Here is a 22,772-nt window from a genome sequence, read left to right on the forward strand (position 1 = left end):
ATCAGAACGAGAAGCCCAGTTCGTTGCGACGCAGGTCGGCATCGACCATCATCTGGCACAGCTCTTCGAGCGTGGTCTTCGGTTCCCAACCCAACTCGCGTTTGGCCTTGGCCGGATCGCCAATGAGCAGCTCGACTTCGGCCGGACGATAGAACTTCGGCGAGACGCGCACCAGTTGCTTGCCGCTGGCGGTGCAATGGGCCACTTCGTTGTCGCCGCTGCCGCTCCAGTCGAGCGTCACGTCCACGGCCTTGAAGGCCATGTTGACGAAATCGCGCACGGTCTCGGTGCGGTTGGTCGCCAGCACATAGGTGTCAGGCTTGTCGGCCTGCAGCATGCGCCACATGCCTTCGACGTATTCCTTGGCAAAGCCCCAGTCGCGCTTGGCATCCATATTGCCCAGCTCCAGCACGTCCTGCTTGCCCAGCTTGATCTTGGCGACGGTATCGGTGATCTTGCGCGTGACGAACTCACGGCCGCGCAGTGGCGACTCGTGGTTGAACAGGATGCCCGACGAACCGAAGATGTCATACGACTCGCGGTAGTTGATCGTCATCCAGTGCGCGTACAGCTTGGCCACGCCGTACGGGCTGCGCGGGTAGAACGGGGTTTCTTCGATTTGCGGGATCGCCTGCACCTTGCCGAACATTTCCGACGTCGACGCCTGGTAGAAGCGGATCTTCGGGTTGACGATGCGGATCGCCTCGAGCAGGTGGACCGCGCCCAGACCGGTAATCGATGCGGTGGCCAGCGGCTGGTCGAACGACACGCCAACAAAACTTTGCGCTGCCAGGTTATAGACCTCGCCCGGCTGCGCCGTTTCCAGCAGGCGGATGCTCGAGGCCAGGTCGGTCAGATCGTATTCGACGAGCGACAGGTTCGGATGCGTGGTAACGCCGAGCTCATCCATGCGCCAGAAATTGACTGAGCTCGAACGGCGATAGGTGCCGGTGACGTGGTAGCCTTTTTCGAGAAGCAGTTGCGCCAGATAGGCGCCGTCCTGGCCGGTGATGCCGGTGATGAGGGCTCGTTTGTTATGCATATGATGGATGATTTGAAGTTGGTCTTGCAGGCGCAACGTGATGAAAAAGGCGCCCGGCCAAACGAAGATTGTAACAGAGGAGGTCGCCAGACTGGCTCGCGCTCCGGAGTTTGGTGCAATTCAGACAACGCTTACCCGGTCAATTATGACGCGAAAATGACGCGGTAAACGGCGTGCTTACGGTTTGTTACGAGTGTCCCCGGGGCGCGACAAAGGGCGACAGCCCGAGACAAAGTACGGTCAGGCGGCGCGTGGACGGCAATGCCATCCACGCATTCATTGCCCCCGCTTAGCGTGGCGAAACCGCCTCGACGACGGCCAGCGCCGTCATGTTGACGATCCGGCGCACGGTCGCTGACGGCGTCAGGATATGCACCGGCCGCGCGCAACCCAGCAGCACCGGGCCAATGGCGATGCCGTTGCCGGCCGCCGTCTTGACCAGGTTATAGGCGATGTTCGCGGCGTCGATATTCGGCATCACGAGCAGGTTCGCATCGCCCTTGAGCGTCGAGTTCGGCATGATCTTGGCGCGCATCTTGGCGTCGAGCGCCGTGTCGCCATGCATCTCGCCATCGATTTCGAGGTCAGGCTTCTTCTGCTGCACGAGTGCCAGCGCGGCGCGCATCTTTTGCGCCGATTCCGAGTTGGCGCTGCCGAAGTTCGAGTGCGACAGCAACGCTGCGCGCGGGACGATGCCGAAGCGCTCCATCTCTTCGGCCGCCATCACCGTGATCTCGGCCAGTTGCTCGGCGTTCGGATTTTCGTTGACGTGGGTATCGACCATCGCCAGCTGACGCTCCGGCGTGATGACGAAGTTCATCGCCGCATACACCTTGGCGCCGGCGCGCTTGCCCAGTACCTGGTCGACGAATTCGAGGTGCATCTGCGTGGTGCCGTAGGTGCCGCAGATCATGCCGTCGGCTTCGCCCTTGTGGATCATCATCGCGCCGATCAGCGTGTGGCGGCGGCGCATGGCCAGCTTGGCCAGGTCCTGCGTGACGCCCTTGCGCATCACCATCTGGTGATAGCTCTGCCAGTAATCGCGGTAACGCTCGTCGAAATCGGGGTTGATGACGTCGAAGTGCACGCCGAGTTTCAGGCGCAGGCCGAATTTTTCGATGCGCTGTTCCAGCACGGCCGGACGACCGACCAGGATCGGACGCGCGAGCTTTTCGTCGACCACCACCTGCACGGCGCGCAGCACGCGCTCTTCTTCGCCTTCGGCGTAGACGATGCGCTTGAGCTCATCCGGTGCGCTCTTGGCGATCGTAAACAGCGGCTTCATGAAGGTGCCGCTGCGGTACACGAACTGCTGCAGGTTCTCGGCGTAAGCCGCCAGGTCCTCGATCGGGCGGGCAGCAACGCCGCCGTCCATCGCGGCCTTGGCCACGGCCGGCGCGATATGGGTCAGGAGGCGCGGATCGAACGGCATCGGGATCAGGTATTCCGGACCGAACGACAGGTTCGAGATGCCGTAGGCCGAGGCCACGATGTCCGATTGCTCGGCGTGGGCCAGGTCGGCAATCGCGTGGACGACGGCAATTTCCATTTCGCGCGTGATCGTCGTCGCGCCGCAATCGAGCGCGCCGCGGAACATGTACGGGAAGCACAGCACGTTATTGACCTGGTTCGGATAATCCGAACGGCCGGTGGCGATGATCGCGTCGCTGCGCACGGCTTTCACGTCTTCGGGCAGGATCTCGGGATTCGGGTTGGCCAGCGCCAGGATCAGCGGGCTCGGACCCATCGACGCGACCATTTCCTTCTTGAGCACGCCACCAGCGGACAGGCCCAGGAAGATGTCGGCGCCCGGAATGACTTCGGCCAGGCTGCGGTGCGGCGTGTCCTGGGCGAAGCGTTCCTTGTCCGGGTCCATCAGTTCGACGCGGCCCTTGTAGACCACGCCGGCCAGATCGGTGACATAGATGTTTTCGATCGGGAAGCCCAGGTCGACGATCAGGTCGAGGCAGGCCAGCGCGGCCGCGCCGGCGCCGGACACCACCAGTTTGCACGACGTAATGTCCTTGCCCACGACTTTCAGGCCATTCATGATCGCGGCGCCGACGATGATCGCGGTGCCGTGCTGGTCATCGTGGAAGACCGGAATCTTCATGCGCTCGCGCAGCTTGCGCTCGATGTAGAAGCACTCGGGCGCCTTGATGTCTTCGAGGTTCACGCCGCCAAAGGTCGGCTCGAGCGAAGCGATGATGTCGACCAGTTTGTCGGGATCGGTTTCGTTGATCTCGATGTCGAACACATCGATGGCGGCGAACTTCTTGAACAGCACGCCCTTGCCTTCCATCACCGGCTTGGAGGCCAATGGGCCGATATTGCCCAGGCCCAGCACGGCGGTGCCGTTGGTGATGACTGCTACCAGGTTACCGCGCGCCGTGTACTTGTAGGCGTTGGCGGGATCCTTGACGATTTCTTCGCATGGCGCCGCGACGCCCGGCGAGTACGCCAGCGCCAGGTCGCGCTGGTTCAGCAAGCCCTTGGTGGGCGTGACGCTGATCTTGCCGGGACGTGGGAACTGGTGATATTCGAGCGCTGCTTGGCGCAATTGCTGACGCAATTCTTCTTTTTTGTCAGATGACGAATCCATGCTGAGAGGCCTTCCTGGTGCGAAACGGGGCTTTCGATTCTATCAGAGAGGGTCTTGGCAACGACTACGTATTTTCAACATGATTATGTGCGGTTGCAGCAAAATCGCCCGTACTGGCTGGCGGTTGGCGCCACGGTACAATCGCCGCCATGCTTTCCGAATTCGACCTCATCAAGCGCTACTTCAAGCGCGACCGGCCTGGCCGCGCGCCGCTGGGCATCGGCGACGACTGCGCCCTGCTCGCCATCACGCCGGGCCGCCAGCTTGCCATCTCGTCCGACATGCTGGTGGAAGATCGCCACTTCTTTGCCGGCGCCGACCCGCGCATGCTGGGCCACAAGGCGCTGGCCGTGAACCTGTCCGACCTGGCTGCCATGGGCGCCCGCCCCGTCGCTTTTACCTTGGCTCTGGCGCTGCCCGAGGCCAATCCGGACTGGCTCGCCGGCTTCTCGCAAGGCCTGTTCGCACTGGCCGACGCACACGAATGCGAATTGATCGGGGGCGACACGACCAAGGGGCCGCTCAATATCTGCATCACCGTATTCGGCGAACTGTCGCCCGGCCACGCGCTGCGGCGCGATGCGGCCCAGGTGGGCGACGACATCTGGATTTCGGGCACGCTGGGCGACGCCCGGCTGGCGCTGGCGGGCTACTGGAACGAGCTCGAACTCGACCCGGCATTGCACGCGCAGGCGGCCACGCGCATGCACCTGCCGACGCCGCGCGTGGCACTCGGCCTGGCGCTGGCCAGCCTGTCGGTCGCCCATGCGGCGCTGGATATCTCGGACGGGCTGGTGGGCGACCTTGGCCACATCCTGCACGCCTCGCGGGTGGGCGCAACACTCGACGTCGATGCGCTGCCGGCCGGGCCGGTGCTGGCGCAGCAGGCGCCGGCATTGCGGCGGCGCTTCACGGCCGCCGGCGGCGACGATTACGAGTTGTGCTTTACCGCGCCGCGCGCCGCGCGCGAGGCCGTGCTGGCGGCGGGGGCGCAGGCCGGCACGCCGGTCACGCGGGTGGGCACGATCGACGCCGCACCGGGACTGCGCCTGGTCGATGCGCACAGCGTGGCGCTCGATCTGGCGCTGTCAGGCTGGGATCACTTCAGCGGCGCCTGATGCGCGGTGTCGCCATGCGCAGGATCGTCGCCTTCGCGCGGCGCCTTGCGGTCGTCATACGGCCCATGCGTCATCCAGTAATGGCGAAACGCCAGCCGGATATTGTCGCGCAGTTCCATGTCGTCCCACGGCTTGGTATAGAAGCGGTAGATCGCGCCGCGGTTGATCGAATCGAGCACCGCCTCCACGCCCGTGTCGCCCGACAGGATGATGCGGATCGTGTCCGGATACATCTCCTTGACCTTGCTGAGAAACTCGGTCCCGCTCATCACCGGCATGCGCTGGTCGCACAGGATCACGTGCACGTGGTACAGCGCCAGCAGTTCAAAACCTTCGCTCGATGACGATGCCGTCAGCACGCGGTAGCCGTCGCGCCGGAACAGCCGGTGCAGCGCAGCCAGCACGTTGATGTCGTCGTCGACGATGAGCAGTGTCTGCACGTTGTCGATCACTTCCGGCGGCTCGTTCGGATTGGCGCGGTTCGACACCACGAGCTTGGCCAGTTGGGCGGCCGGCAGCGCGCGCGAAAAGTAGAAGCCCTGGATTTCGTCGCAGCGGTTGCGCCGCAGGTACGCCATCTGGGCGCGTGTCTCGACGCCTTCGGCAACCACTTGCATGTGCAGGCTGTGCGCCATGCTGATGATGGCCAGCGCGATCGCGGCGTCGTCCGGATTGGTGATGATGTCGCGCACGAATGCGATGTCGATCTTGAGCTTGTCGATCGGGAAGCGCTTCAGGTAGGCCAGGCTCGAGTAGCCGGTGCCGAAGTCGTCGATCGCGATGCGGATCCCCAGCGCCTTCAGGCGTGTGAGCACCGCCGTCGTGCGCTCGACATTTTGCATCAGCGCGCTTTCGGTCAGCTCCAGTTCAAGCAGGCCCGCCTCGATGCCGTGGCGTTCGAGGGCGCTGCGCACCACGTCTTCCAGGTCGCCCTCGACGAACTGGCGGCTCGACACGTTCACCGCCACCCGCACGTCGCGCACGCCCTCAGTGTTCCAGGCCGCGATCTGGCGGCAGGCTTCGTTGATGATCCAGTCGCCCACGCGCACGACCAGGCCCGTCTCTTCCATCACCGGCACGAATTCGGCCGGATACACGAGGCCATAGCCGGGCCGGTTCCAGCGCAGCAGCGCTTCGCTGCCGGCAATGCGGCCTGTATTGAGTTCCAGCTTGGGCTGGTAGTGCAGCACGAACTGGTTGTCCGCCAGCGCGCCGCGCAGCGCCAGTTCGAGGTCCAGGCGCGCCAGCACCTGCACGTTCATGCCGGCAGTGAAGAAGCGGTAGCCGTCGCGCCCTGCTTCCTTGGCCCGCACCATGGCCGTGTCGGCGTACTTGACCAGCGTGCCCGGGTCGATCGTGTCGTCCGGATACATCGCGATGCCGATGCTGGCCGTGAGCGCGGCCTGCTGGCCGTGCAGGTCGAACGGCAGGCGCAGCGCTTCGCGTACTTCGTTGGCCATGTTCACGGCGTCCTGCTGCTCGCGCGGCATCGTCAGGATCAACGCGAATTCATCGCCGCCCAGGCGCCCGACCGAATCGCGCACCTTCACGCAGCGCACCAGGCGCGTGCTGAACTGGCGCAGCAGCTCGTCGCCCGGCGCCGTGCCGAGCGAATCGTTGATCACCTTGAAGCGGTCGAGAGTGATGCATAGCACCGCCACGCGCCAGTTCTTGTCCTGGGCCAGCTCGATCGTGCCGCGCAGGTTCTCAAAGAACAGCGTGCGGTTCGGCAGGCCGGTCAGCGCGTCGTAGCTGGCCGCGTGGCGCAGCCGTTCCTGCGCCTGCAGACGCTCGCTGATGTCGCGCGCCACGGCAATGAGCATGCGCTGGGCGTTACGCTGCCCTTCCGGGTCTTGCAGCTTCCAGCTGATTTCCACCGGCACCGAGCCTTCCCCGCCGGCGCGCAGCAGGTCGGTCTCGACGATGTCGGGTTCGGGCCGTCCGCCCTGCGCCGCTGCACCCATATGGCGCTCGAGCTGCGTGCGCGAGGCCAGGCCCAGCGCCACCGGATCGATGCGCAGCAGCGCGTCGCGCGAAAAGCCCAGCATGCGGCAGGCGCCTTCGGACACGTCGACCATCGCCATGCTGGCCGTGTCGATCAAAAACAGCGCATCGGGCGTGGCGTCCATGGCGCCGCGAAAGCGCGCCAGTTCGGCGGTGCGCTCGCGCACCTGGCGTTCGAGTTCGCTGCCGTAGTCGAGGGATTCGCGGTGCAGCAGGCGCACCTCGAGCAGGTTGCGGATGCGGGTCATGACCTCGACCGTGTCGAACGGCTTGCCGATGAAGTCGCGCGCGCCGGCTTCGAGCGCCGCCAGTTTCTTGTCCGGCTCGGCCGTCACCACCAGCACCGGCAGCCACGAATCGCTCTCCAGGGGTTTTAGCGCCTCCATCACGTCGAAGCCGTCCATGCCGGGCATGTGCAGGTCGAGGATGATCAGGTCGAAGCGGTGCTTCAGGTGCAGCGCCACGACCTGGCGCGGATCGAACGTCGAGGTGACGTTTTCGTAGCCCGTGGTCTTCAGGAGATATTCGAGCAGTTGGACGTTGACCGGTTCGTCATCGACGACCAGAATGCGGGCCCGTCTGATGTCGGACAGGGAAATCATGGGTGGTTCCTTTCGCCTGACGCGGCCAGGTCAGGGCCCTCCGCCAGGGTGCTGTTGATCGCCTCAGTGAACTTTTCGATGTCGATCGGCTTGGTCAGGTAGCGGTGGAAGCCCGCCGCCATGCCGCGCTCGATATCGCGCGGCATGGCGTTGGCGGTCAGCGCAATCACCGGGATGTCCGCGGTTTCCGGGTCCGCCCCCAGCTGGCGCAGCACCTCGAAGCCGCTCATGCCGGGCAGGTTCAGGTCCATCAGGATGATGTCGGGGCGGTGCGCCCGCGCCAGTTGCAGGCCCAGGTGGCCGTCGTGCGCCGACAGCAGGCGCAGGTCGCGCCGGAACGCCACGATCTCTTCGACCAGGCGGAGGTTGGCCGGATTGTCCTCGACGTACAGCAGCAGGCGTGGCGTGGTGTCGGATGTGGAAGCGGACGACGTGGCCCCACTGCCGCCGGGTGCGGCGCGTTCGGCCAGGCTGGACGTGCGCGGCGCGGTGCTGGCCAGCTCGATCCAGAACACGCTGCCCACGCCCGGGCTGCTGGTCACGCCGATCTCCCCGCCCATCAGCTCCACCAGGCGCTTGGTCACCACGAGGCCGATACCGGTGCCTTCCTGGGTGCCCGACTCCTGGCCCAGCCGGTTGAACGGCTGGAACAGGCTCGCGACCTGCTCGGGATTGAGCCCGTTGCCGGTGTCCTGGATCGACAGGCGCATGCGCGAGGGCGTGGTCTGGTCGCACGTGAGCACCACGGCGCCCTCGTCGCGGTTGTACTTGACGGCATTCGACAGCAGATTGAGCATCACTTGCTTTAAGCGTGTGCGGTCGGCCATCACCACGGCGCCGTCGACGTCCGGGAATAGCACCCGCACCTTGCGCGTGGCGGCGATCGGCTCGATCATCGTGCGGCACTCGAGCAGGATGTCGGCCAGCGCCACCGGTTCCATCGACAGCGTGATGGTGCCCGATTCGACCTTGGCCAGGTCGAGGATTTCGTTGATCAGCGTGAGCAGGTGCCGGCCGGACTTGAGGATGTGGTTGGCAAATTCCTTCTTTTGCTCGAGCGTCGACGGCAGCGTGTTGGATGTCAAAATCTGCGCAAAGCCCAGGATCGCATTGAGCGGCGTGCGCAACTCGTGGCTCATCGACGACAAAAAGGCCGACTTGGCCTGGTTGGCGCTGCGCGCTTCTTCGTTGGCGTTGGCCAGTTCGGCGTTGGCCAGCGCCAGCTGCAGCGTGCGCTCATCGACGCGCTGCTCGAGCTGCTCGTTCAGGCGCATCACTTCTTGCTGGGCATGCGAGCGCTCGGTGGCGGTGCGCAGGGTGGCGTTGTGCGAATCTTCGAGCTCGCGCGTACGGCCTTCGATCTCCGTCAGCATGGCGTTGAACGAGTCGGCCAGCTCGGCCGCCTCGTCGTCGCCGATGCGCGGCGCGCGGCGCGAATAGTCGCGCGTGGCCACCACGTCGCGCGCCACTTCGGTGATCGCGATGATCGGCGACGTGAGCACGCGCCCGAAGCGGCGCATGAGCAGGTAGGCGATCGCCATTGCGATCAGGGTCACGCCAACGGCGATGGCAAGGTAATCGATGAAGCGCGCCAGTATGCGATTCTCGGCGCGCATCACGACAGTGCCGACCGTCTCGCCATTTTCGACGATCGGCTGGCTGACCACCATGATGCCGTTGCCGCTTTCGTCGATCTGGTCGAGCCGCTCGGGCACGGGCTGCTTTTCACCGGCGGCAGAATAGGACGCGAACAACTGGCCACGCGCATCGTAGATGGCGGCGCCGCGCACCAGGGGACTGGCCCGCAGCAGCAGCAGGTCTTCGTTGGCAAGGCGCGGGTCGTCGAACGTGAGTGCGGCAGACGTCATGTGGCCGACCAGTTCGGCGTCGGTCGACAGGTCATTGACGAGCGTGTGGTGATAGCTGCGCAGGTCGTAGGCCACCACCAGGGCGATCGAGACCAGCAGTGCGACGAGTGTGGTCGTCATCACCATTGCTACCAGCTTCTTGCGAATCGAGCGCTGGCGGCTCATGCTTCCTCCACGAACCGTTTCACGAAACGGCTACGCGTGTGCGCGGGGCGCTGACCCGGTTGGGCTGGCGACTTCACGATCGGGCCAACCCTGGCTGGCCACATGCGATGCGTCCGTACGGCATTGTAAGATCTACGTAAAACAAAAAAGAGGCATCCAGCCACGGAGGCCAGCTGCGTTCCAGCATAGCAGTCCGCCCAAGCCGCATGTCGCACGGAACATCTGTCAGGGTTCGACAACAACTTTGCCTTCGATGCGTCCATGCCGAGAGCATAGCATCTTTGCGTATGGCAATATTCAACGAGACTGCTCTGCTGCCAGCATGCCGTACCGGCACACTGCGCGCTAGAATGGAATCACCCGGACAAGCCCGTCCGCCGACTGCACAAGGAGACGCACGTGACGCATGAACTTACCGATCTTGCAAATCAGGTCAGCCAGACGCTTGGCGCCAAAAAAATGATGCTGGCCACGGCCGAATCCTGTACCGGCGGCGGCATCGCCCAGGCGCTCACCGACATTCCCGGCTCGGGCGACTGGTTCGATTGCGGCTTTGTCACCTATTCGAACACGGCCAAGAACGACATGCTCGACGTGTCCGGCGCCGTCATCGCGCAATTCGGCGCCGTCAGCGAAGAAGTGGCCGCCGCCATGGCTGCAGGCGCCGTCGCCAACAGCAGCGCCGATGTGGCCGTTTCGACCACCGGCATCGCCGGCCCGACCGGCGCCGTGCCCGGCAAGCCGATTGGCACCGTGTGCTTTGGCTGGGCGCAGGGCGACCGCGTGCAGACCGAGCGCCTGGTGTTCCAGGGCGACCGTCAGGCCGTGCGCGCGCAGGCTGTGGCGCATGCGCTGCGCGGGCTGCTGCGCTTTGTCGAATAGACGGGCAAAGGCGGCGCCGGCCCACGCCTTTCGCGCGTATCCGCGATAATAGCGTGTTGTGCGAGGCCGGTTCGACGGTGTCCTGCAGCCCCCCACCCTGCCGGCTGGCCGGGGCGTCGCCTGGCCGACGCCAGCGTCGTTGCCAATGAATTATCTGGAGAATGCTTGAATATTCCTACCCTGATGGTCCCGCTGATGCTGGCCGCTGCGCCGGCCTCCGGCCCGGCCCAGGCGCAGCCCCCCGCCCCTGCATCGTCACCGGCAGCCGCGCCGGTGCCGTCGATCGCCTTTGACAAGCTGGTGCTGCCCAACGGCCTGCAAGTCATCCTGGTCGAAGACAAGCGCCTGCCGATCGTGGCCGTGAACCTGTGGTACCACGTCGGCCCGGCCAACGAAGCGCCCGGCCTGACGGGCTTTGCCCACCTGTTCGAGCACATGATGTTCGCCGCTACCGCGCACATCCCGCGCGGCATGGCCGACCGCCTGCTCGAAGGCGCCGGCGCGACCGACAGCAATGGCGGCACGGGTTACGACAGCACCAGCTATTACGACACGGTGCCGTCGAACCAGCTCGAACTGGCGCTGTGGGTGCACGCCGACCGCATGGGCTACCTGCTCGACGTGCTCGACCAGCAGGCGCTGACCAACCAGCAGGACGTGGTGCGCAACGAGCGGCGCCAGACCGTCGAGGGCGAGCCGTATGGCATCGTCGAGGAAGCGCTGGCGCGCACGCTGTTCCCGCAGGGGCACCCGTACGCGGCGTCGATCATCGGTTCGCATGCCGACATCCAGAGCGCGCGCCTGGAAGACGTGCGCGCCTTCTTCACCCAATACTATGGCCCGAACAATGCCAGCCTGGTGATCGCCGGCGACATCGACAAGCAGACCGTGCGCGACCTGGTCACGCGCTACTTCGGCGGCCTGCGCCGTGGGCCGGACGTGGTGCGCCCGCACGTGGTCACGCCACCGATCACGGCCGAACGCCGCGTCGTCGTGCGCGACCGCGTCGAATTGCCGCGCGTGTTCATGGGCTGGCTCACGCCGCCGGCCTATCAGCCGGGCGACGCCGAACTGATGGTGGCGGCCACGATCCTGGGCGGCGGCAAATCGAGCCGCCTGTACAAGTCGCTCGTCTACGAACGCCAGATCGCGCAGGACGTCTCGGCCTCGCAGGGCTCACTGGGCCTGGCGTCGACCTTCGTCATCGACGTGACGGCGCGCGCCGGCCACACGCCGCGAGAGATCGAAGCGGCGATCGACGCCGAACTGGCCCTGCTGCGCACCGAAGGCCCGACCGCGCGCGAGGTCGAACGCGCGCGCAACAGCCTGGAAACGTCGCTGCTGGCCTCACTGGAAAAACTGGGCGGCGATGGCCTGGCCGAGCAGCTCAATCACTACAACCTGTACACGGGCGACCCGGGCTACCTGGACAAGGACCTGGCGCGCCTGCGCCGCATCGACGCCGCCGCCGTCCAGCGCGCAGTGCAGACCTGGCTGCCGCAGCAGGCGCGCGCCGTCGTCACGGGCGTGCCGGGCAAGCCGAAGGTGGACGATCCGCGCGCCGGCAAGCCCGCCCGCGCTGTGGCCGCGCCGACGCCGGTAGCTCCGGTCAACGTGGCCGAAGCGTGGCGTGCGACGCCGCCGAAGGCCGGCCCGGCGCCGCGTTTCAAGCAGCCGCGCGGCGAGACCTTCACGCTGGCCAATGGCCTGACCGTCATCCACTACCGCAATCCGGCGCTGCCACTGGTGTCGAGCCAGCTCGTGGTGCGTAGCGGCGGCGCCGCCAATCCGCCCGACCTGCCCGGCCTGGCCGGTTTTACCGCCCAGATGCTGGAGGAAGGCACGGCCACGCGCAGCGCGCCGGCCATCGCCGACGACATCGCCCAGCTGGGCGCGTTCATGGACACGGGCAGCAGCGACGACGTCTCCACCGTCTCGCTGCTGGCCCTGACGTCCACCTTTGCACGCGCGCTGGAAATCGTCGCTGACATCGTCCAGCGCCCGGCCTTCCCGGCCGCCGAGATCGAACGCCAGCGCCAGGACCGCCTCGGCGCGCTCACGCAGCAGCGCGACGACCCGGAAACCGTCGCTGCGCTGGCGGCGGCAGGCGCGCTGTTTGGCGCGGGCCACCCGAAAGGCTATGGCCAGCTTGGCCTGGAGCCGGCCATCCGGCGCACGACGCGCGACGACATCGTGGGCTTCTGGCGTCGTCACTACGTGCCGTCGAACGCGGCGCTGGTGGTCACAGGCGACATCACGCGCGCCGAACTGGAAGCGCTGGCGCAGGCGCAGTTCGGCGGCTGGACGGCGTTTGATGCCCCAGCGGCTGCGGTTGGCCCGGCCAAACCGACCGCGGCGCGTCTGGTCGTGATCGACCAGCCGGACGCCGGCCAGACGGCGCTGCAGGTGGCGACGATGGGCCCGGCGCGTGACACGCCCGACTTCCCTGCCCTGCAAATCATGAACGGGGTGCTGGGCGGGATGTTCTCGAGCCGGCTCAACAACAACCTGCGTGAAACGCGCGGCCTGACCTACGGCATCCATTCGCACTTCGACTACGACCGCCAGCCGGCGCCGTTTTCGGTGGAAGCGAGCGTGCAGCAGGATGCGACCGGCGAAGCGGTGCGCGAAATCCTGCGCGAAGTCGCGCTGCTGCGCGACCAGCCAATCTCCGCCGACGAACTGGCGGCGGCGCGCAATGCGCAACTGCTGTCGCTGCCGGGGCAATTCGAGACCAATGCCGACATCGGCGCGAGCCTGACGGAGTTGTTCGTCTATGGCCTGCCGGCGGATTATTACGACAGCCTGGCCACGCACCTGGCGGGCGTTGGCGTCGACGATGTGCAGGCGGTCGCGCGCCGCTGGCTCGATCCGGACCGGATGATCGTGGTGGCGGTGGGCGAACGGCGCAAGATCCTGCCGCAGTTGCAGAAGCTGGGGCTGGGACAGCCGGAGATTCGGGATGACGATGGGCAGGTGAGCAACAAACCACGCCACTGAACCGGTAACCCACTACGCCGTGCTTGCCCGGCGCGGCTCGTTGCTCTAACATGTGAACACCTATTCACATGTTAGAGTCGCATGCACGAACACACCCACACGCACCCGGCCGCCCAGCCGATCGCCCCGCCGCCAGAGGAAGCGATCGGCCAGCTGGCCGACCTGTTCCACCTGCTGGGTGATGCAACGCGCCTGCGCATCGTGCTGGCCTGCCTGACGCAACCGACGGCCGTGGGCGATATCGCCAATACGCTGTCGCTGTCGAGCTCACTGGTCAGCCACCACCTGCGCCTGCTGCGCGCGGCCCGCATCGTCAAGGCCGAGCGCCAGGGCAAGCAAGTCTTCTACGCAGCTGCCGACGCCCACATCAGCAGCCTGCTTTCCACCATGTTCGAGCACATTGCCGAACCCGCCACCGGAATGGACGCATGAGCCAACATCACGATCACGATCACGATCACGACCATGATCACAAGCGCGAGCACAAGCACGACGATCACGGTCATGGCTTCGGCCACCATCACCACCACATGCCCTCTCCCGAAGGCAACGGCCGCGCTTTCGCGCTGGCGATCGGGTTCAACATGGCCTTTGTCATCATCGAATTCGCCTATGGCTTCATCGCGCACTCGACGGCGCTGATGGCTGACGCCGGCCACAACCTGTCCGACGTGCTAGGCCTGGTGCTGGCCTGGGGCGCGGCGGTGCTGGCCAAAAGCGTGCCCACCGGCCGCTACACCTACGGCCTGCGCGGCTCGTCGATCCTGGCGGCAATGGGCAACGGCCTGCTGCTGATGGTCGCTTGCGGCGCCATCGCCTGGGAAGCGGTGCAGCGCTTCGCCGAACCGGCGCCCGTAGCCGGGGCCACGGTGTCGATCGTTGCCGCCATCGGCGTGCTGATCAACGGCTTCTCGGCCTGGCTGTTCCTGGCTGGCAGCAAGGGCGATCTGAACATCCGCGGCGCCTACCTGCACATGGCGGCCGATGCGGCGCTGTCGCTGGGCGTGGCGATCTCGGGCCTGATCATCATGTTCTGGGGCTGGACCTGGATCGACCCGGCGGTGAGCCTGGTGATCGTGGTGGTCATCGTGCTGGGTACATGGTCGCTGCTGCGCGAATCGGTGCAGCTGTCGATGGCGGCCGTGCCGCCTGGCGTGGATGCCGACAAGGTGCGCGGCTTCCTGCTCGCGCAGCCCGGTGTGACCGACCTGCACGACCTGCACATCTGGGCGCTGAGCACGACCGAGACGGCGCTGACGGCGCACGTCGTGATGCCCGCCGGGTATCCGGGCGATGGGGCGATCGATGCGATGGTGGACGGGTTAAGCGCGCAGTTCGCGATTCATCACTGCACGCTGCAGGTCGAGGAAGGCACGACCCATCATCACTGCACGCTGCACGGGCACGCGCACTGAAGGACCGGCGCGGCCCGAAAGCGGGCCGCGCTGTTAAAGCATTACTTCACGTTGAGGAGTTCGACGTCGAAGATCAGATCCGAATCCGGCGGAATCATTCCGCCGCCCGCGCCACGCTTGCCGTAGGCCAGCGCGCTTGGGATGATCAGGGTGCGCTTGCCGCCGACCTTCATCCCGGCCACGCCCTGCTCCCAGCCCTTGATCACGCGGCCTGCACCCAGCTGGAATTCCAGCGGATCGCGGCCGTTGTCGAGCGACGAATCGAACTTGCGGCCGCGCTGCTGCTTGGCCAGCGGTTTGTGGAACCAGCCGGTGTAGTTGACGACGACATTGCTGCCCAGCGAGGCTTCCTTGCCGGTGCCGACCACGCGATCGACGATCTCGACCTGCGGTGCCTGGGTTTCGGCGGCGACCGGCGGCGTGACCGGGGTAGCAGCAGGCGCAGTCGCTGGCTGCTGCGCTTCCGGTGGCGGCTGGGTTGCGGGCTTGCTGGCGTCCTGTGCGCCTTCCTGGGCCTGGGCGCTGCCTGCCACCAGGAGCAGGGCGATGACTGCGGATCGACGAATCATGTGTGCTCTTCCATCAAAGGTCGCAACCGGGCGGTTGCATCTGGCACCTATGATAGCAAGGCAGCCTCAGCTTGCACAGTTTGCCCGGCAGCGGCATTGGCATCGGCATCGGCAGCCGCAGCCTGGGCATTGGCCGCCTCGGCCAGCCGGCGCAGCACCTGCCCCGCTGTCACCATGCCGAAGGTGGCGGTCACCACCATGCACGAACCGAAGCCAGCGCAGTTCAGGCCTGTGATGCCGTTGTCGTCGATCTCGCAAGCGTCCCCGGTCTCCGGATACCGCAACGGCTCCATCGAAAACACGGCGTCGATGTGGTACTTCTGCTTTTCGCCACGCGAAAAATCGTATTGGGCGCGCAGCAGCTTGCGCACTTTTTTCAGCAGCGGTTCCTGCTCGGTGCGGGCCAGGTCGCGGATCTCGACCTTGGTCGGATCGATCTGGCCGCCCGCGCCGCCCACGACCACCAGCGGCATCCGGTTGGCGCTGCACCAGGCAATCAGCGCGGCTTTCGGCTTGACGCTGTCAATGGCATCGACGACGTAATCGAAGCCCTGATTGGCCACCAGCGTCTCGATATTCTCCAGGTCGATGAAGTCCTCGACCAGGGTCACCTGGCAAAACGGATTAATCTCGGCAATGCGCTGGCGCAGCGCTTCGATCTTCGGCATGCCGATGGTCGACGACAGCGCCTGGATCTGGCGGTTGATGTTCGATTCGGCCACGTTGTCGAGATCGATCAGGGTCAGGTGGCCAATGGCGCTGCGCGCCAGCGCCTCGACCACCCACGAACCGACGCCGCCGACGCCGATCACGCAAACGTGCGCCGCGCGGAAACGTTCCAGCGCAGGCTCACCATACAGGCGTCCGATGCCGCCGAAGCGGCGCGCAAAGTCGACATCCTCCGTGGGCGTTGCCGCCGCCTCTTGCTCAAGTAATTGATTCATCCCGATATTGTAGCGGACAGGTGTTTCGCGACTACACTAGAATAATCGTTCGTCAACCAAATAACCTGCGTGTCTCCCACAGAACAATGACCTCTCTCCTGCCCGACACCGCCCCCGATTTCTCCCAGCCGATCGCTGTGCTCAAGCATTGCCATGGCCGCATCCGCAAACAACTGTCAACACTGGAAAAGCTGCTGCCGCACCTGGCCGAACACGGCGTCGACAAGCAGGCACGCGACGCCGCCGGCGCCGTGCTGCGCTACTTCGACAAGGCAGCGCACCTGCACCACGACGACGAAGAGCAGGACCTGATCCCGATGCTGCGCGCCACCGCGCAGGGCGACGACGCCGCCACGCTGCAAGCGCTGGCGCCGACGATTGTGCAGGACCACAACGACATGGATGCCCTGTGGCAAGACCTGCACGAGCAACTGACCGCGATCGAAGCCGGCACCGGCACCATGCTCTCCAGCACGGCGGTCGAGCGCTTCGTCGCCCGCTACACGGCGCACATGGAGCGCGAGGAAAGCACGCTGGCGCCGATGGCAATGCGCCTGTTCTCGCCCGAGCAGATGGCACAGCTGGGCCAGGCGATGCAGCGCCGCCGCGGCCTGCTGGCGCCCGAGGCGTTTGACCAGCCGGTGGCATCGGCCACCGCATCGGCCACCGCAGCGGCCACAGCAGCGGCCACAACATCGGCCACGGCGGCGGCCAAGACAGCCGGCGTCGGCCAGGCAGTGGCCGACCTGCGCCAGGATTACGGCCAGGCAAGCCTGAACGAAGACGATGTGCTGGACGACCCGATCGCGCAGTTCACGGCGTGGTTCGAGCAGGCACTGGCCGCGCAAGTGAACGAGCCGAATGCGATGACGCTGGCGACCGTCGGCCCGGGCAACCGGCCGAGTTCGCGCATCGTGCTGATCAAGCAATTCGATCCGCGCGGTTTTACCTGGTACACCAATTACGACAGCCAGAAGGCGCAGGAACTGCGCGGCAACAACCAGGCCGCCCTGCTGTTCTTCTGGAGCGAACTCGAGCGCCAGATCCGCATCGAAGGCCGCGTCGAGATGACGTCAAGCGAAGAAAGCGACCATTATTTCCGCAGCCGGCCGCTCAAGAGCCGGGTGTCGGCCATTGCTTCGCAGCAGAGCAGCCCGATTGCCAGCCGCGCCGCACTCGAAGCGAATTACGAGGCCGTGGCACAAGTGGCCGGCGACGATCCGGCGCGCCCGGACAACTGGGGCGGTTTCCGCCTGGTACCGGAGCGCATCGAGTTCTGGCAAGGCCGCCGCTCGCGTTTTCACGACCGGATCGTCTACCAGCGCCAGCCGGATGGCAGCTGGACGCGTGGCCGCCTGCAACCGTAATCGTTACGCCTTGAGGCGGTCGCTGAAGGTCGCGCGGAACTTGCTGACTTTCGGCGCCACCACGAACGCGCAATACCCCTGCAACGGGTGTTGCGCGAAGTAATTCTGGTGGTAATCCTCGGCCTTGTACCAGGTTTCCTGCGGCAATACCTGCGTCACCAGCGGTGCATCCCACACCATGGCCATCTCGGCCATCACGGTGCGCGCGACGGCGTCCTGTTCCGGCGACGTGGTGAAGATCACCGACCGGTATTGCGTGCCGACGTCATTGCCCTGGCGATTGAGCGTGGTCGGATCATGGATCGTGAAGAAGATCTCGAGAATGTCGTGGTAGCTGATCACCGACGGATCGAATTCCAGGCGCACGACTTCGGCGTGGCCAGTGGTGCCGTTGCAGACGGCCTCGTAGGTTGGTTGGTCGGCATGGCCACCCATATAGCCTGACTCCACGCGCGTGACGCCGCGTGCTTCGAGAAACACCGCCTCGATGCACCAGAAGCAGCCGCCCCCAAGGATGGCAACGTCGCCCGTTGTTTGCTCACTCATGATGAACCTTGTTTCGTAAAATTTCGATAAGCTTAATGTAGCGCAAAGCCCGGCTGCCCGCTGTATTGACCCGCTGCCGATGCTGCTAGAGAGCAAGGCGCGGCAAGCTTGCGCAGGACGGTGGCATAATGAGCGTCACAGTTCCAGGAACACCATGAATACACTTTCTGCCCGCGCGACCACGCGCGGCTTCGATACGACGCATTTCCGCCAGGCGCTGTCGCAATTTGCGACCGGCGTTACCGTCATTACTACCCGCCTGGCCGATGGCACCTTCCGCGGCCTGACGGCCAGCTCGTTCAATTCGGTCTCGCTCGATCCGCCGCTGGTGCTGTGGAGCCTGGGCGCCGGGGCCAACAGCATGCCGATCTTCAGCGGCAACTCGCACTACGTGATCAATGTGCTGTCCGCCGGCCAGGAAGACCTGGCGATGCGCTTTGCGCGCCGCGGCGAGAATCCGTTCGAGGGCGTCGACTACGAACTGTCGCGCACCGGCCTGCCGATCCTCAAGGGCGTGTCGGCATGGTTCGAATGCCACAACCGCAGCCGCTACCCGGAAGGCGATCACGTCATCTTCGTCGGCGAGGTCGAAGAGTGCCAGTTGCAGCCGCAGCCGGCGCTGATCTTCCACGGCGGCAAGTTCGGCAGCACCGCCAGTCAAAAATGAAAATGCCTGTCGCAGTTTGAAAAGATCGGGCTGCGCCACGTTTCTATAATGGTTGGGTAACTTCTAACCAGAATTCAGAGACAGGATTTCCGATGACCCGTACCGACTCGCCCAAGAAAGCCGCTTTCCATTGGGATGACCCGCTGCTGCTCAATAGCCAGCTGACCGATGAAGAGCGCATGGTGCGCGACGCCAGCGCCGCCTATTGCCAGGACAAGCTGCGCCCGCGCGTGCTCGAGGCGTTCCGTCACGAGTCGATGGATGTCTCGATCTTCCGCGAGATGGGCGAGCTGGGCCTGCTCGGCCCGACCATTCCCGAAGAATACGGCGGCCCGGCGATGGGGTATGTCGCCTACGGCCTGATCGCACGCGAAGTCGAGCGCGTCGATTCCGGCTACCGCTCGATGATGAGCGTGCAGTCTTCGCTCGTCATGGTCCCGATCTTCGAATTCGGCAACGAAGCCACCAAACAGAAATACCTGCCGAAGCTGGCTACCGGCGAATGGATCGGCTGCTTCGGCTTGACCGAGCCGAACCACGGCTCCGACCCCGGCTCGATGATTTCCCGCGCACGCAAGGTCGAGGGCGGCTACAGCTTGAGTGGCGCCAAAATGTGGATCACCAATTCGCCTGTGGCCGATGTGTTCGTCGTGTGGGCCAAGGACGATGAAGGCGCGATCCGCGGCTTCGTGCTCGAAAAAGGCTGGAAGGGCTTGTCGGCCCCGGCGATCCACGGCAAGTTCGGCCTGCGCGCGTCGGTCACTGGCGAAATCGTCATGGACAATGTGTTCTGCCCGGAAGAAAACGCGTTCCCGGACGTACGTGGTCTGAAAGGTCCGTTCACCTGCCTGAATTCGGCCCGCTACGGCATCGCCTGGGGCGCGCTGGGCGCGGCCGAGGATTGCTGGCACACGGCGCGCCAGTACACGATGGATCGCCAGCAGTTCGGCAAGCCGCTGGCAGCGAACCAGCTGGTGCAAAAGAAGCTGGCCGACATGCAGACCGAGATCACGCTCGGCCTGCAAGGCTGCCTGCGCCTGGGTCGCATGAAGGACGAGGGCACGGCGGCGCCCGAGATCACGTCGATCATGAAGCGCAACTCGTGCGGCAAGTCGCTCGACATCGCCCGCATGGCGCGCGACATGCTGGGCGGTAACGGCATCTCGGACGAGTTCGGCATCATCCGCCACATGGTCAATCTCGAGGTGGTCAACACCTACGAGGGCACGCACGACATCCACGCGCTGATTCTCGGGCGCGCGCAGACCGGCATCGCCGCGTTCTGATCTTGTAGCCCCCCGGCGCGGCAATCGCCGCGCCGTTCAAGAACCATCCGCAATCTGCTCCTGCAACAGCGCCAGCATCGCCTGCGCCGCTGGCGTGAGCGCGCCTTCGCTGCGCCGGACCACGCCGATCGAACGCCGGATCACGGGATCGACCAGCTCGCGCCGCACCAGCCCGGCGCTGGCAATCACATCGGCTGCCAGGCTCGGCAAGGCCGCCACACCCAGCTCCTCCACCACCATGGCGCCAATCGTGGCCAGGTGATCGACTTCGAAGGCCGGATAAAAATTGATCCCCGCCTGCAGCGCGGCGGCGTCCACGTATTGGCGTACGCTGGTATGGCGCGACATCGAAATATGCGGATACGGCAGCGTCTCGGGCAGGCGGATCGGGCTGCTGTCGCGGCCCAGCGGATGCCCGGGCGCGGCCAGCAGCACGAATTCATCGGTTGTCAGCGGGATGTATTCCAGATCCTGGTAGGCCGGATTGGCGGCAGTGATGGCGAAATCGACACGCCCCTGGCGCACCAGCTCGAACGCAGGTTCGGACAGCGTGTCGGCCAGCGACAGCGCGATGTCGGGATGGCGCGCATGGAAGACGCGGAACAGGCGCGGCACGAGCCGCGCTGCCAGCGAGGGCATCGCGGCCAATGCCACCCGGCCCCGGTGCAGCGCCGTCACGTCGCGTACCGCGGCGGCCGAGCGCTCGATATCGGCCAGTAACTGCTGCGCGTGCAGGACCAGTACCTCGCCGGCAGCACTCAAGGCGACCGAACGCGTGGTGCGCGAGAACAGGCGACTCCCATAGCCCTCCTCCAGCCGACCAATGAGTGTCGACAGGGCTGATTGCGACAGGCAGACCTGCTGCGCCGCCTTGCTGAAGCTGAGCGTGTCCGCCAGGGCGAGAAACGCACGCAATTCACGTGCAGATAGATTTATTTCCATAATCGATAAGTTTATAGAAAAAATGCGTTTCTCAGATAATTTGATGAAGCGCAAACTAAGTTCATTCTCATTTCGAAAATGGTCATGGAAAATCTGACACTTCCCAAGCCTGCGCACGCGCTGGCCCTCGTCGCAGGTGGCGGCACAATGGGCGCCGACGTGGCCATCGTGCTGGCACGCGCCGGCTGTCGCGCGATCGTGCTCGAACCTGGCGCCACGCGCCGCGCCGCGCTCGACACCTATTTTGGCGACACCCTGGGCAAGCTGGGACTGGAACACAAGCGCGAGCGCATCACGACCTGCGCCAGCCTCGATGAACTCGACTGGCAGGCCATTGACCTGGTCATCGAGTGCATTCCAGAGAAGCTGGCGCTCAAGCAGGCACTGTTTGCCGAGCTGGTCCGGCGCGCGCGTCCCGATACTCTGCTGTGCAGCAACAGCTCGAGCTTTCCCATTTCGGCCATCGGCGAACACCTGGAAACGACCGGGCGCATGCTGGGCCTGCATTTCTTCATGCCGGCGCATCTGGTGCCGCTGGTCGAGGTGGTGCTCGGCGCGAACTCGTCGGGCGAGCTGGCCGAGGCGTTGATGGCCTTCATGCGTGCCTGCGGCATGGTGCCGGTGCTGGTACGGAAGGACCTGCCGGGTTTCCTGGCCAACCGCCTGCAGCATGCCCTGGCGCGCGAAGCGTTTGCGCTGATCGACGCCGGCATTGCCACGGCCGAGGACGTCGACGCTGCGGTGCGCTTCGGCTTTGGCTTCCGCTTTCTTGCGGCCGGCCCCGTGCTGCAGCGCGACCATGCCGGCATTGACGTGCACTACCCGGCCGCTGCCACCATGTACCCGTCGCTGGCCGCCAACACGACGCCGGCCCGGGTACTGGCGCAGCGCTACGACGCCGGCCACTACGGAATGAAAACGGGTGAAGGTTTTTATCGCTGGACGCCGGAAACCATTGCCGCCGAGCGCGCACGTTACGATGGCCTGTTGATGGCCGGGTTGCGCCTGCTGGCGCCTGAACTGCCAAAGATCGAGGACCAATGATCATGTCTGCCTCCCCTTCAGCGGCGAACCGCCCGGCGCCACGCATCGCCCTGATCCACGCCCTGAGTCATTCGGTCGAGCCGATCAATGCCTTCATGGCCGAGCAATGGCCCGAAGCCACGCGCATGAATCTGCTCGACGATTCGCTGTCGGCCGACCTGGCGCGATCCGGCCGTGGCCTCGACGATGCGATGCACAAGCGCTTCGCCGATCTGGCGGATTACGCGCTTGGCAGCGGGGCCGAAGCCATCCTGTTTACCTGCTCAGCCTTTGGCCCCTGCATCGAAGCGGTGGCGCAGCGCTATCCGCACATCCCCGTGCTCAAGCCAAACCAGGCCATGATTGCCGATGCCGAGGCCAGTCAGGCGGCCGGCCCGGTAGGCCTGATCGCGACGTTCGGCCCCACCCTGGCCTCGATGCCGCCCGAATTTCCGGCGCGCGTCGCGCTGCGCTGCGCGCTGGCCGAAGGCGCGCTCGATGCGCTCAACCGGGGCGACGTCGACCTGCATGACGAGCTCATCGCTGACAGCGCACGGCGGTTGATCGACGATGGCTGCGCGACGATCGCACTGGCGCAATTCAGCATGGCGCGCGCGCATGACGCCTGTGTCCGTGCCGCGGGTGCACCCGTGCTGACCACGGTGCACAGCGCCGTGCATGAACTGAAACGGCGCCTGGCGCAGCGGGCACCCTGAACGACAACGTACTA

Annotated in this window: 18 protein-coding genes; 10 read left to right on the top strand and 8 right to left on the bottom strand. The window is 65.3% G+C overall.

Annotated elements, in window-relative coordinates; all coding sequences use genetic code 11:
• Nucleotide 1: 1 nt before the first annotated feature.
• A complete protein-coding gene (gmd, locus tag AC1MGT_RS08765; protein ID WP_332532838.1) occupies nt 2-1,042 on the bottom strand; it encodes a GDP-mannose 4,6-dehydratase in 1,041 nt (346 codons plus the stop codon).
• Between the two features lie 289 nt (nt 1,043-1,331).
• On the bottom strand, nt 1,332-3,644 hold the full coding sequence (locus AC1MGT_RS08770; RefSeq protein ID WP_499503872.1) for an NADP-dependent malic enzyme: 2,313 nt from the start codon (nt 3,642-3,644) through the stop codon (nt 1,332-1,334).
• Nucleotides 3,645-3,793: 149 nt separating this feature from the next.
• Between AC1MGT_RS08770 and thiL the strand changes: the two genes are divergently transcribed.
• A complete protein-coding gene (gene thiL / locus AC1MGT_RS08775) occupies nt 3,794-4,762 on the top strand; it encodes a thiamine-phosphate kinase (protein ID WP_499503873.1) in 969 nt (322 codons plus the stop codon).
• Here thiL and AC1MGT_RS08780 read toward each other — a convergent pair.
• The gene (locus AC1MGT_RS08780; protein ID WP_499503874.1) at nt 4,744-7,368 is read right to left on the bottom strand and encodes an EAL domain-containing protein; all 2,625 of its coding nucleotides are present in this window, start codon (nt 7,366-7,368) and stop codon (nt 4,744-4,746) included. The two genes, thiL and AC1MGT_RS08780, sit on opposite strands and share 19 nt — an antisense overlap.
• Entirely contained in the window at nt 7,365-9,401 is a 2,037-nt protein-coding gene (locus tag AC1MGT_RS08785; RefSeq protein WP_499503875.1) for a sensor histidine kinase, YfiR-like protein-associated, read from the bottom strand. The genes AC1MGT_RS08780 and AC1MGT_RS08785 overlap by 4 nt, the downstream gene beginning before the upstream one ends.
• 399 nt (nt 9,402-9,800) lie before the next feature.
• On the opposite strand from AC1MGT_RS08785, the gene AC1MGT_RS08790 reads away from it, so the two are divergent.
• From AC1MGT_RS08790 to AC1MGT_RS08805, 4 genes are all read left to right on the top strand, one after another.
• Entirely contained in the window at nt 9,801-10,283 is a 483-nt protein-coding gene (locus AC1MGT_RS08790) for a CinA family protein (protein WP_499503876.1), read from the top strand.
• Between the two features lie 165 nt (nt 10,284-10,448).
• Entirely contained in the window at nt 10,449-13,283 is a 2,835-nt protein-coding gene (locus tag AC1MGT_RS08795; RefSeq protein WP_499503877.1) for a M16 family metallopeptidase, read from the top strand.
• An 81-nt stretch (nt 13,284-13,364) separates the two neighbouring features.
• The gene (locus tag AC1MGT_RS08800; protein WP_332532821.1) at nt 13,365-13,715 is read left to right on the top strand and encodes an ArsR/SmtB family transcription factor; all 351 of its coding nucleotides are present in this window, start codon (nt 13,365-13,367) and stop codon (nt 13,713-13,715) included.
• Nucleotides 13,712-14,698, top strand: a complete 987-nt coding sequence (locus AC1MGT_RS08805; RefSeq protein ID WP_499503878.1) for a cation diffusion facilitator family transporter — start codon at nt 13,712-13,714, stop codon at nt 14,696-14,698. The genes AC1MGT_RS08800 and AC1MGT_RS08805 overlap by 4 nt, the downstream gene beginning before the upstream one ends.
• 41 nt (nt 14,699-14,739) lie before the next feature.
• Here AC1MGT_RS08805 and AC1MGT_RS08810 read toward each other — a convergent pair whose 3' ends face one another.
• Together AC1MGT_RS08810 and tcdA are read right to left on the bottom strand one after the other, a co-directional pair.
• Nucleotides 14,740-15,267 carry an FKBP-type peptidyl-prolyl cis-trans isomerase gene (locus AC1MGT_RS08810; protein WP_332532819.1) on the bottom strand — a complete coding sequence of 176 codons (528 nt, stop codon included), beginning with the start codon at nt 15,265-15,267 and terminating at the stop codon, nt 14,740-14,742.
• Between the two features lie 47 nt (nt 15,268-15,314).
• Complete coding sequence (tcdA, locus tag AC1MGT_RS08815; protein ID WP_499503879.1) at nt 15,315-16,211, bottom strand: tRNA cyclic N6-threonylcarbamoyladenosine(37) synthase TcdA; 897 nt, start codon at nt 16,209-16,211, stop codon at nt 15,315-15,317.
• Between the two features lie 86 nt (nt 16,212-16,297).
• On the opposite strand from tcdA, the gene pdxH reads away from it, so the two are divergent.
• Entirely contained in the window at nt 16,298-17,578 is a 1,281-nt protein-coding gene (gene pdxH / locus AC1MGT_RS08820; RefSeq protein ID WP_499503880.1) for a pyridoxamine 5'-phosphate oxidase, read from the top strand.
• Nucleotides 17,579-17,581: 3 nt separating this feature from the next.
• Here pdxH and msrA read toward each other — a convergent pair whose 3' ends face one another.
• Nucleotides 17,582-18,124: a peptide-methionine (S)-S-oxide reductase MsrA gene (msrA, locus tag AC1MGT_RS08825; RefSeq protein ID WP_499503881.1), complete on the bottom strand. Its 543-nt coding sequence runs from the start codon at nt 18,122-18,124 to the stop codon at nt 17,582-17,584.
• A 154-nt stretch (nt 18,125-18,278) separates the two neighbouring features.
• Here msrA and AC1MGT_RS08830 point away from each other — a divergent pair, with 154 nt between their 5' ends.
• Both AC1MGT_RS08830 and AC1MGT_RS08835 read left to right on the top strand, forming a co-directional pair.
• Nucleotides 18,279-18,791, top strand: coding sequence for a flavin reductase family protein (locus AC1MGT_RS08830; RefSeq protein WP_258835791.1), 513 nt, complete (start codon nt 18,279-18,281; stop codon nt 18,789-18,791).
• Nucleotides 18,792-18,883: 92 nt separating this feature from the next.
• Nucleotides 18,884-20,077 (top strand): acyl-CoA dehydrogenase, encoded by a 1,194-nt coding sequence (locus tag AC1MGT_RS08835; RefSeq protein ID WP_183556159.1) that lies wholly within the window; start codon nt 18,884-18,886, stop codon nt 20,075-20,077.
• A 36-nt stretch (nt 20,078-20,113) separates the two neighbouring features.
• Here AC1MGT_RS08835 and AC1MGT_RS08840 read toward each other — a convergent pair whose 3' ends face one another.
• Entirely contained in the window at nt 20,114-20,992 is an 879-nt protein-coding gene (locus AC1MGT_RS08840) for a LysR family transcriptional regulator (RefSeq protein WP_499503882.1), read from the bottom strand.
• A 111-nt stretch (nt 20,993-21,103) separates the two neighbouring features.
• Here AC1MGT_RS08840 and AC1MGT_RS08845 point away from each other — a divergent pair, with 111 nt between their 5' ends.
• Together AC1MGT_RS08845 and AC1MGT_RS08850 are read left to right on the top strand one after the other, a co-directional pair.
• The gene (locus AC1MGT_RS08845; RefSeq protein WP_499503883.1) at nt 21,104-22,063 is read left to right on the top strand and encodes a 3-hydroxyacyl-CoA dehydrogenase NAD-binding domain-containing protein; all 960 of its coding nucleotides are present in this window, start codon (nt 21,104-21,106) and stop codon (nt 22,061-22,063) included.
• A 2-nt stretch (nt 22,064-22,065) separates the two neighbouring features.
• Nucleotides 22,066-22,758, top strand: a complete 693-nt coding sequence (locus tag AC1MGT_RS08850; RefSeq protein ID WP_499503884.1) for an aspartate/glutamate racemase family protein — start codon at nt 22,066-22,068, stop codon at nt 22,756-22,758.
• The last annotated feature ends 14 nt before the right edge of the window (nt 22,759-22,772 follow it).

Source organism: Telluria sp. BA11, assembly GCF_056680305.1.

Coding starts and splice junctions, on each gene's coding strand:
- gmd (WP_332532838.1), bottom strand. CDS start 1,042: ATGCATAACAAACGAGCCCTCATCACCGGCATCACCGGCCAGGACGGC.
- AC1MGT_RS08770 (WP_499503872.1), bottom strand. CDS start 3,644: ATGGATTCGTCATCTGACAAAAAAGAAGAATTGCGTCAGCAATTGCGC.
- thiL (WP_499503873.1), top strand. CDS start 3,794: ATGCTTTCCGAATTCGACCTCATCAAGCGCTACTTCAAGCGCGACCGG.
- AC1MGT_RS08780 (WP_499503874.1), bottom strand. CDS start 7,368: ATGATTTCCCTGTCCGACATCAGACGGGCCCGCATTCTGGTCGTCGAT.
- AC1MGT_RS08785 (WP_499503875.1), bottom strand. CDS start 9,401: ATGAGCCGCCAGCGCTCGATTCGCAAGAAGCTGGTAGCAATGGTGATG.
- AC1MGT_RS08800 (WP_332532821.1), top strand. CDS start 13,365: ATGCACGAACACACCCACACGCACCCGGCCGCCCAGCCGATCGCCCCG.
- AC1MGT_RS08805 (WP_499503878.1), top strand. CDS start 13,712: ATGAGCCAACATCACGATCACGATCACGATCACGACCATGATCACAAG.
- AC1MGT_RS08810 (WP_332532819.1), bottom strand. CDS start 15,267: ATGATTCGTCGATCCGCAGTCATCGCCCTGCTCCTGGTGGCAGGCAGC.
- tcdA (WP_499503879.1), bottom strand. CDS start 16,211: ATGAATCAATTACTTGAGCAAGAGGCGGCGGCAACGCCCACGGAGGAT.
- pdxH (WP_499503880.1), top strand. CDS start 16,298: ATGACCTCTCTCCTGCCCGACACCGCCCCCGATTTCTCCCAGCCGATC.
- msrA (WP_499503881.1), bottom strand. CDS start 18,124: ATGAGTGAGCAAACAACGGGCGACGTTGCCATCCTTGGGGGCGGCTGC.
- AC1MGT_RS08830 (WP_258835791.1), top strand. CDS start 18,279: ATGAATACACTTTCTGCCCGCGCGACCACGCGCGGCTTCGATACGACG.
- AC1MGT_RS08835 (WP_183556159.1), top strand. CDS start 18,884: ATGACCCGTACCGACTCGCCCAAGAAAGCCGCTTTCCATTGGGATGAC.
- AC1MGT_RS08845 (WP_499503883.1), top strand. CDS start 21,104: ATGGAAAATCTGACACTTCCCAAGCCTGCGCACGCGCTGGCCCTCGTC.
- AC1MGT_RS08850 (WP_499503884.1), top strand. CDS start 22,066: ATGTCTGCCTCCCCTTCAGCGGCGAACCGCCCGGCGCCACGCATCGCC.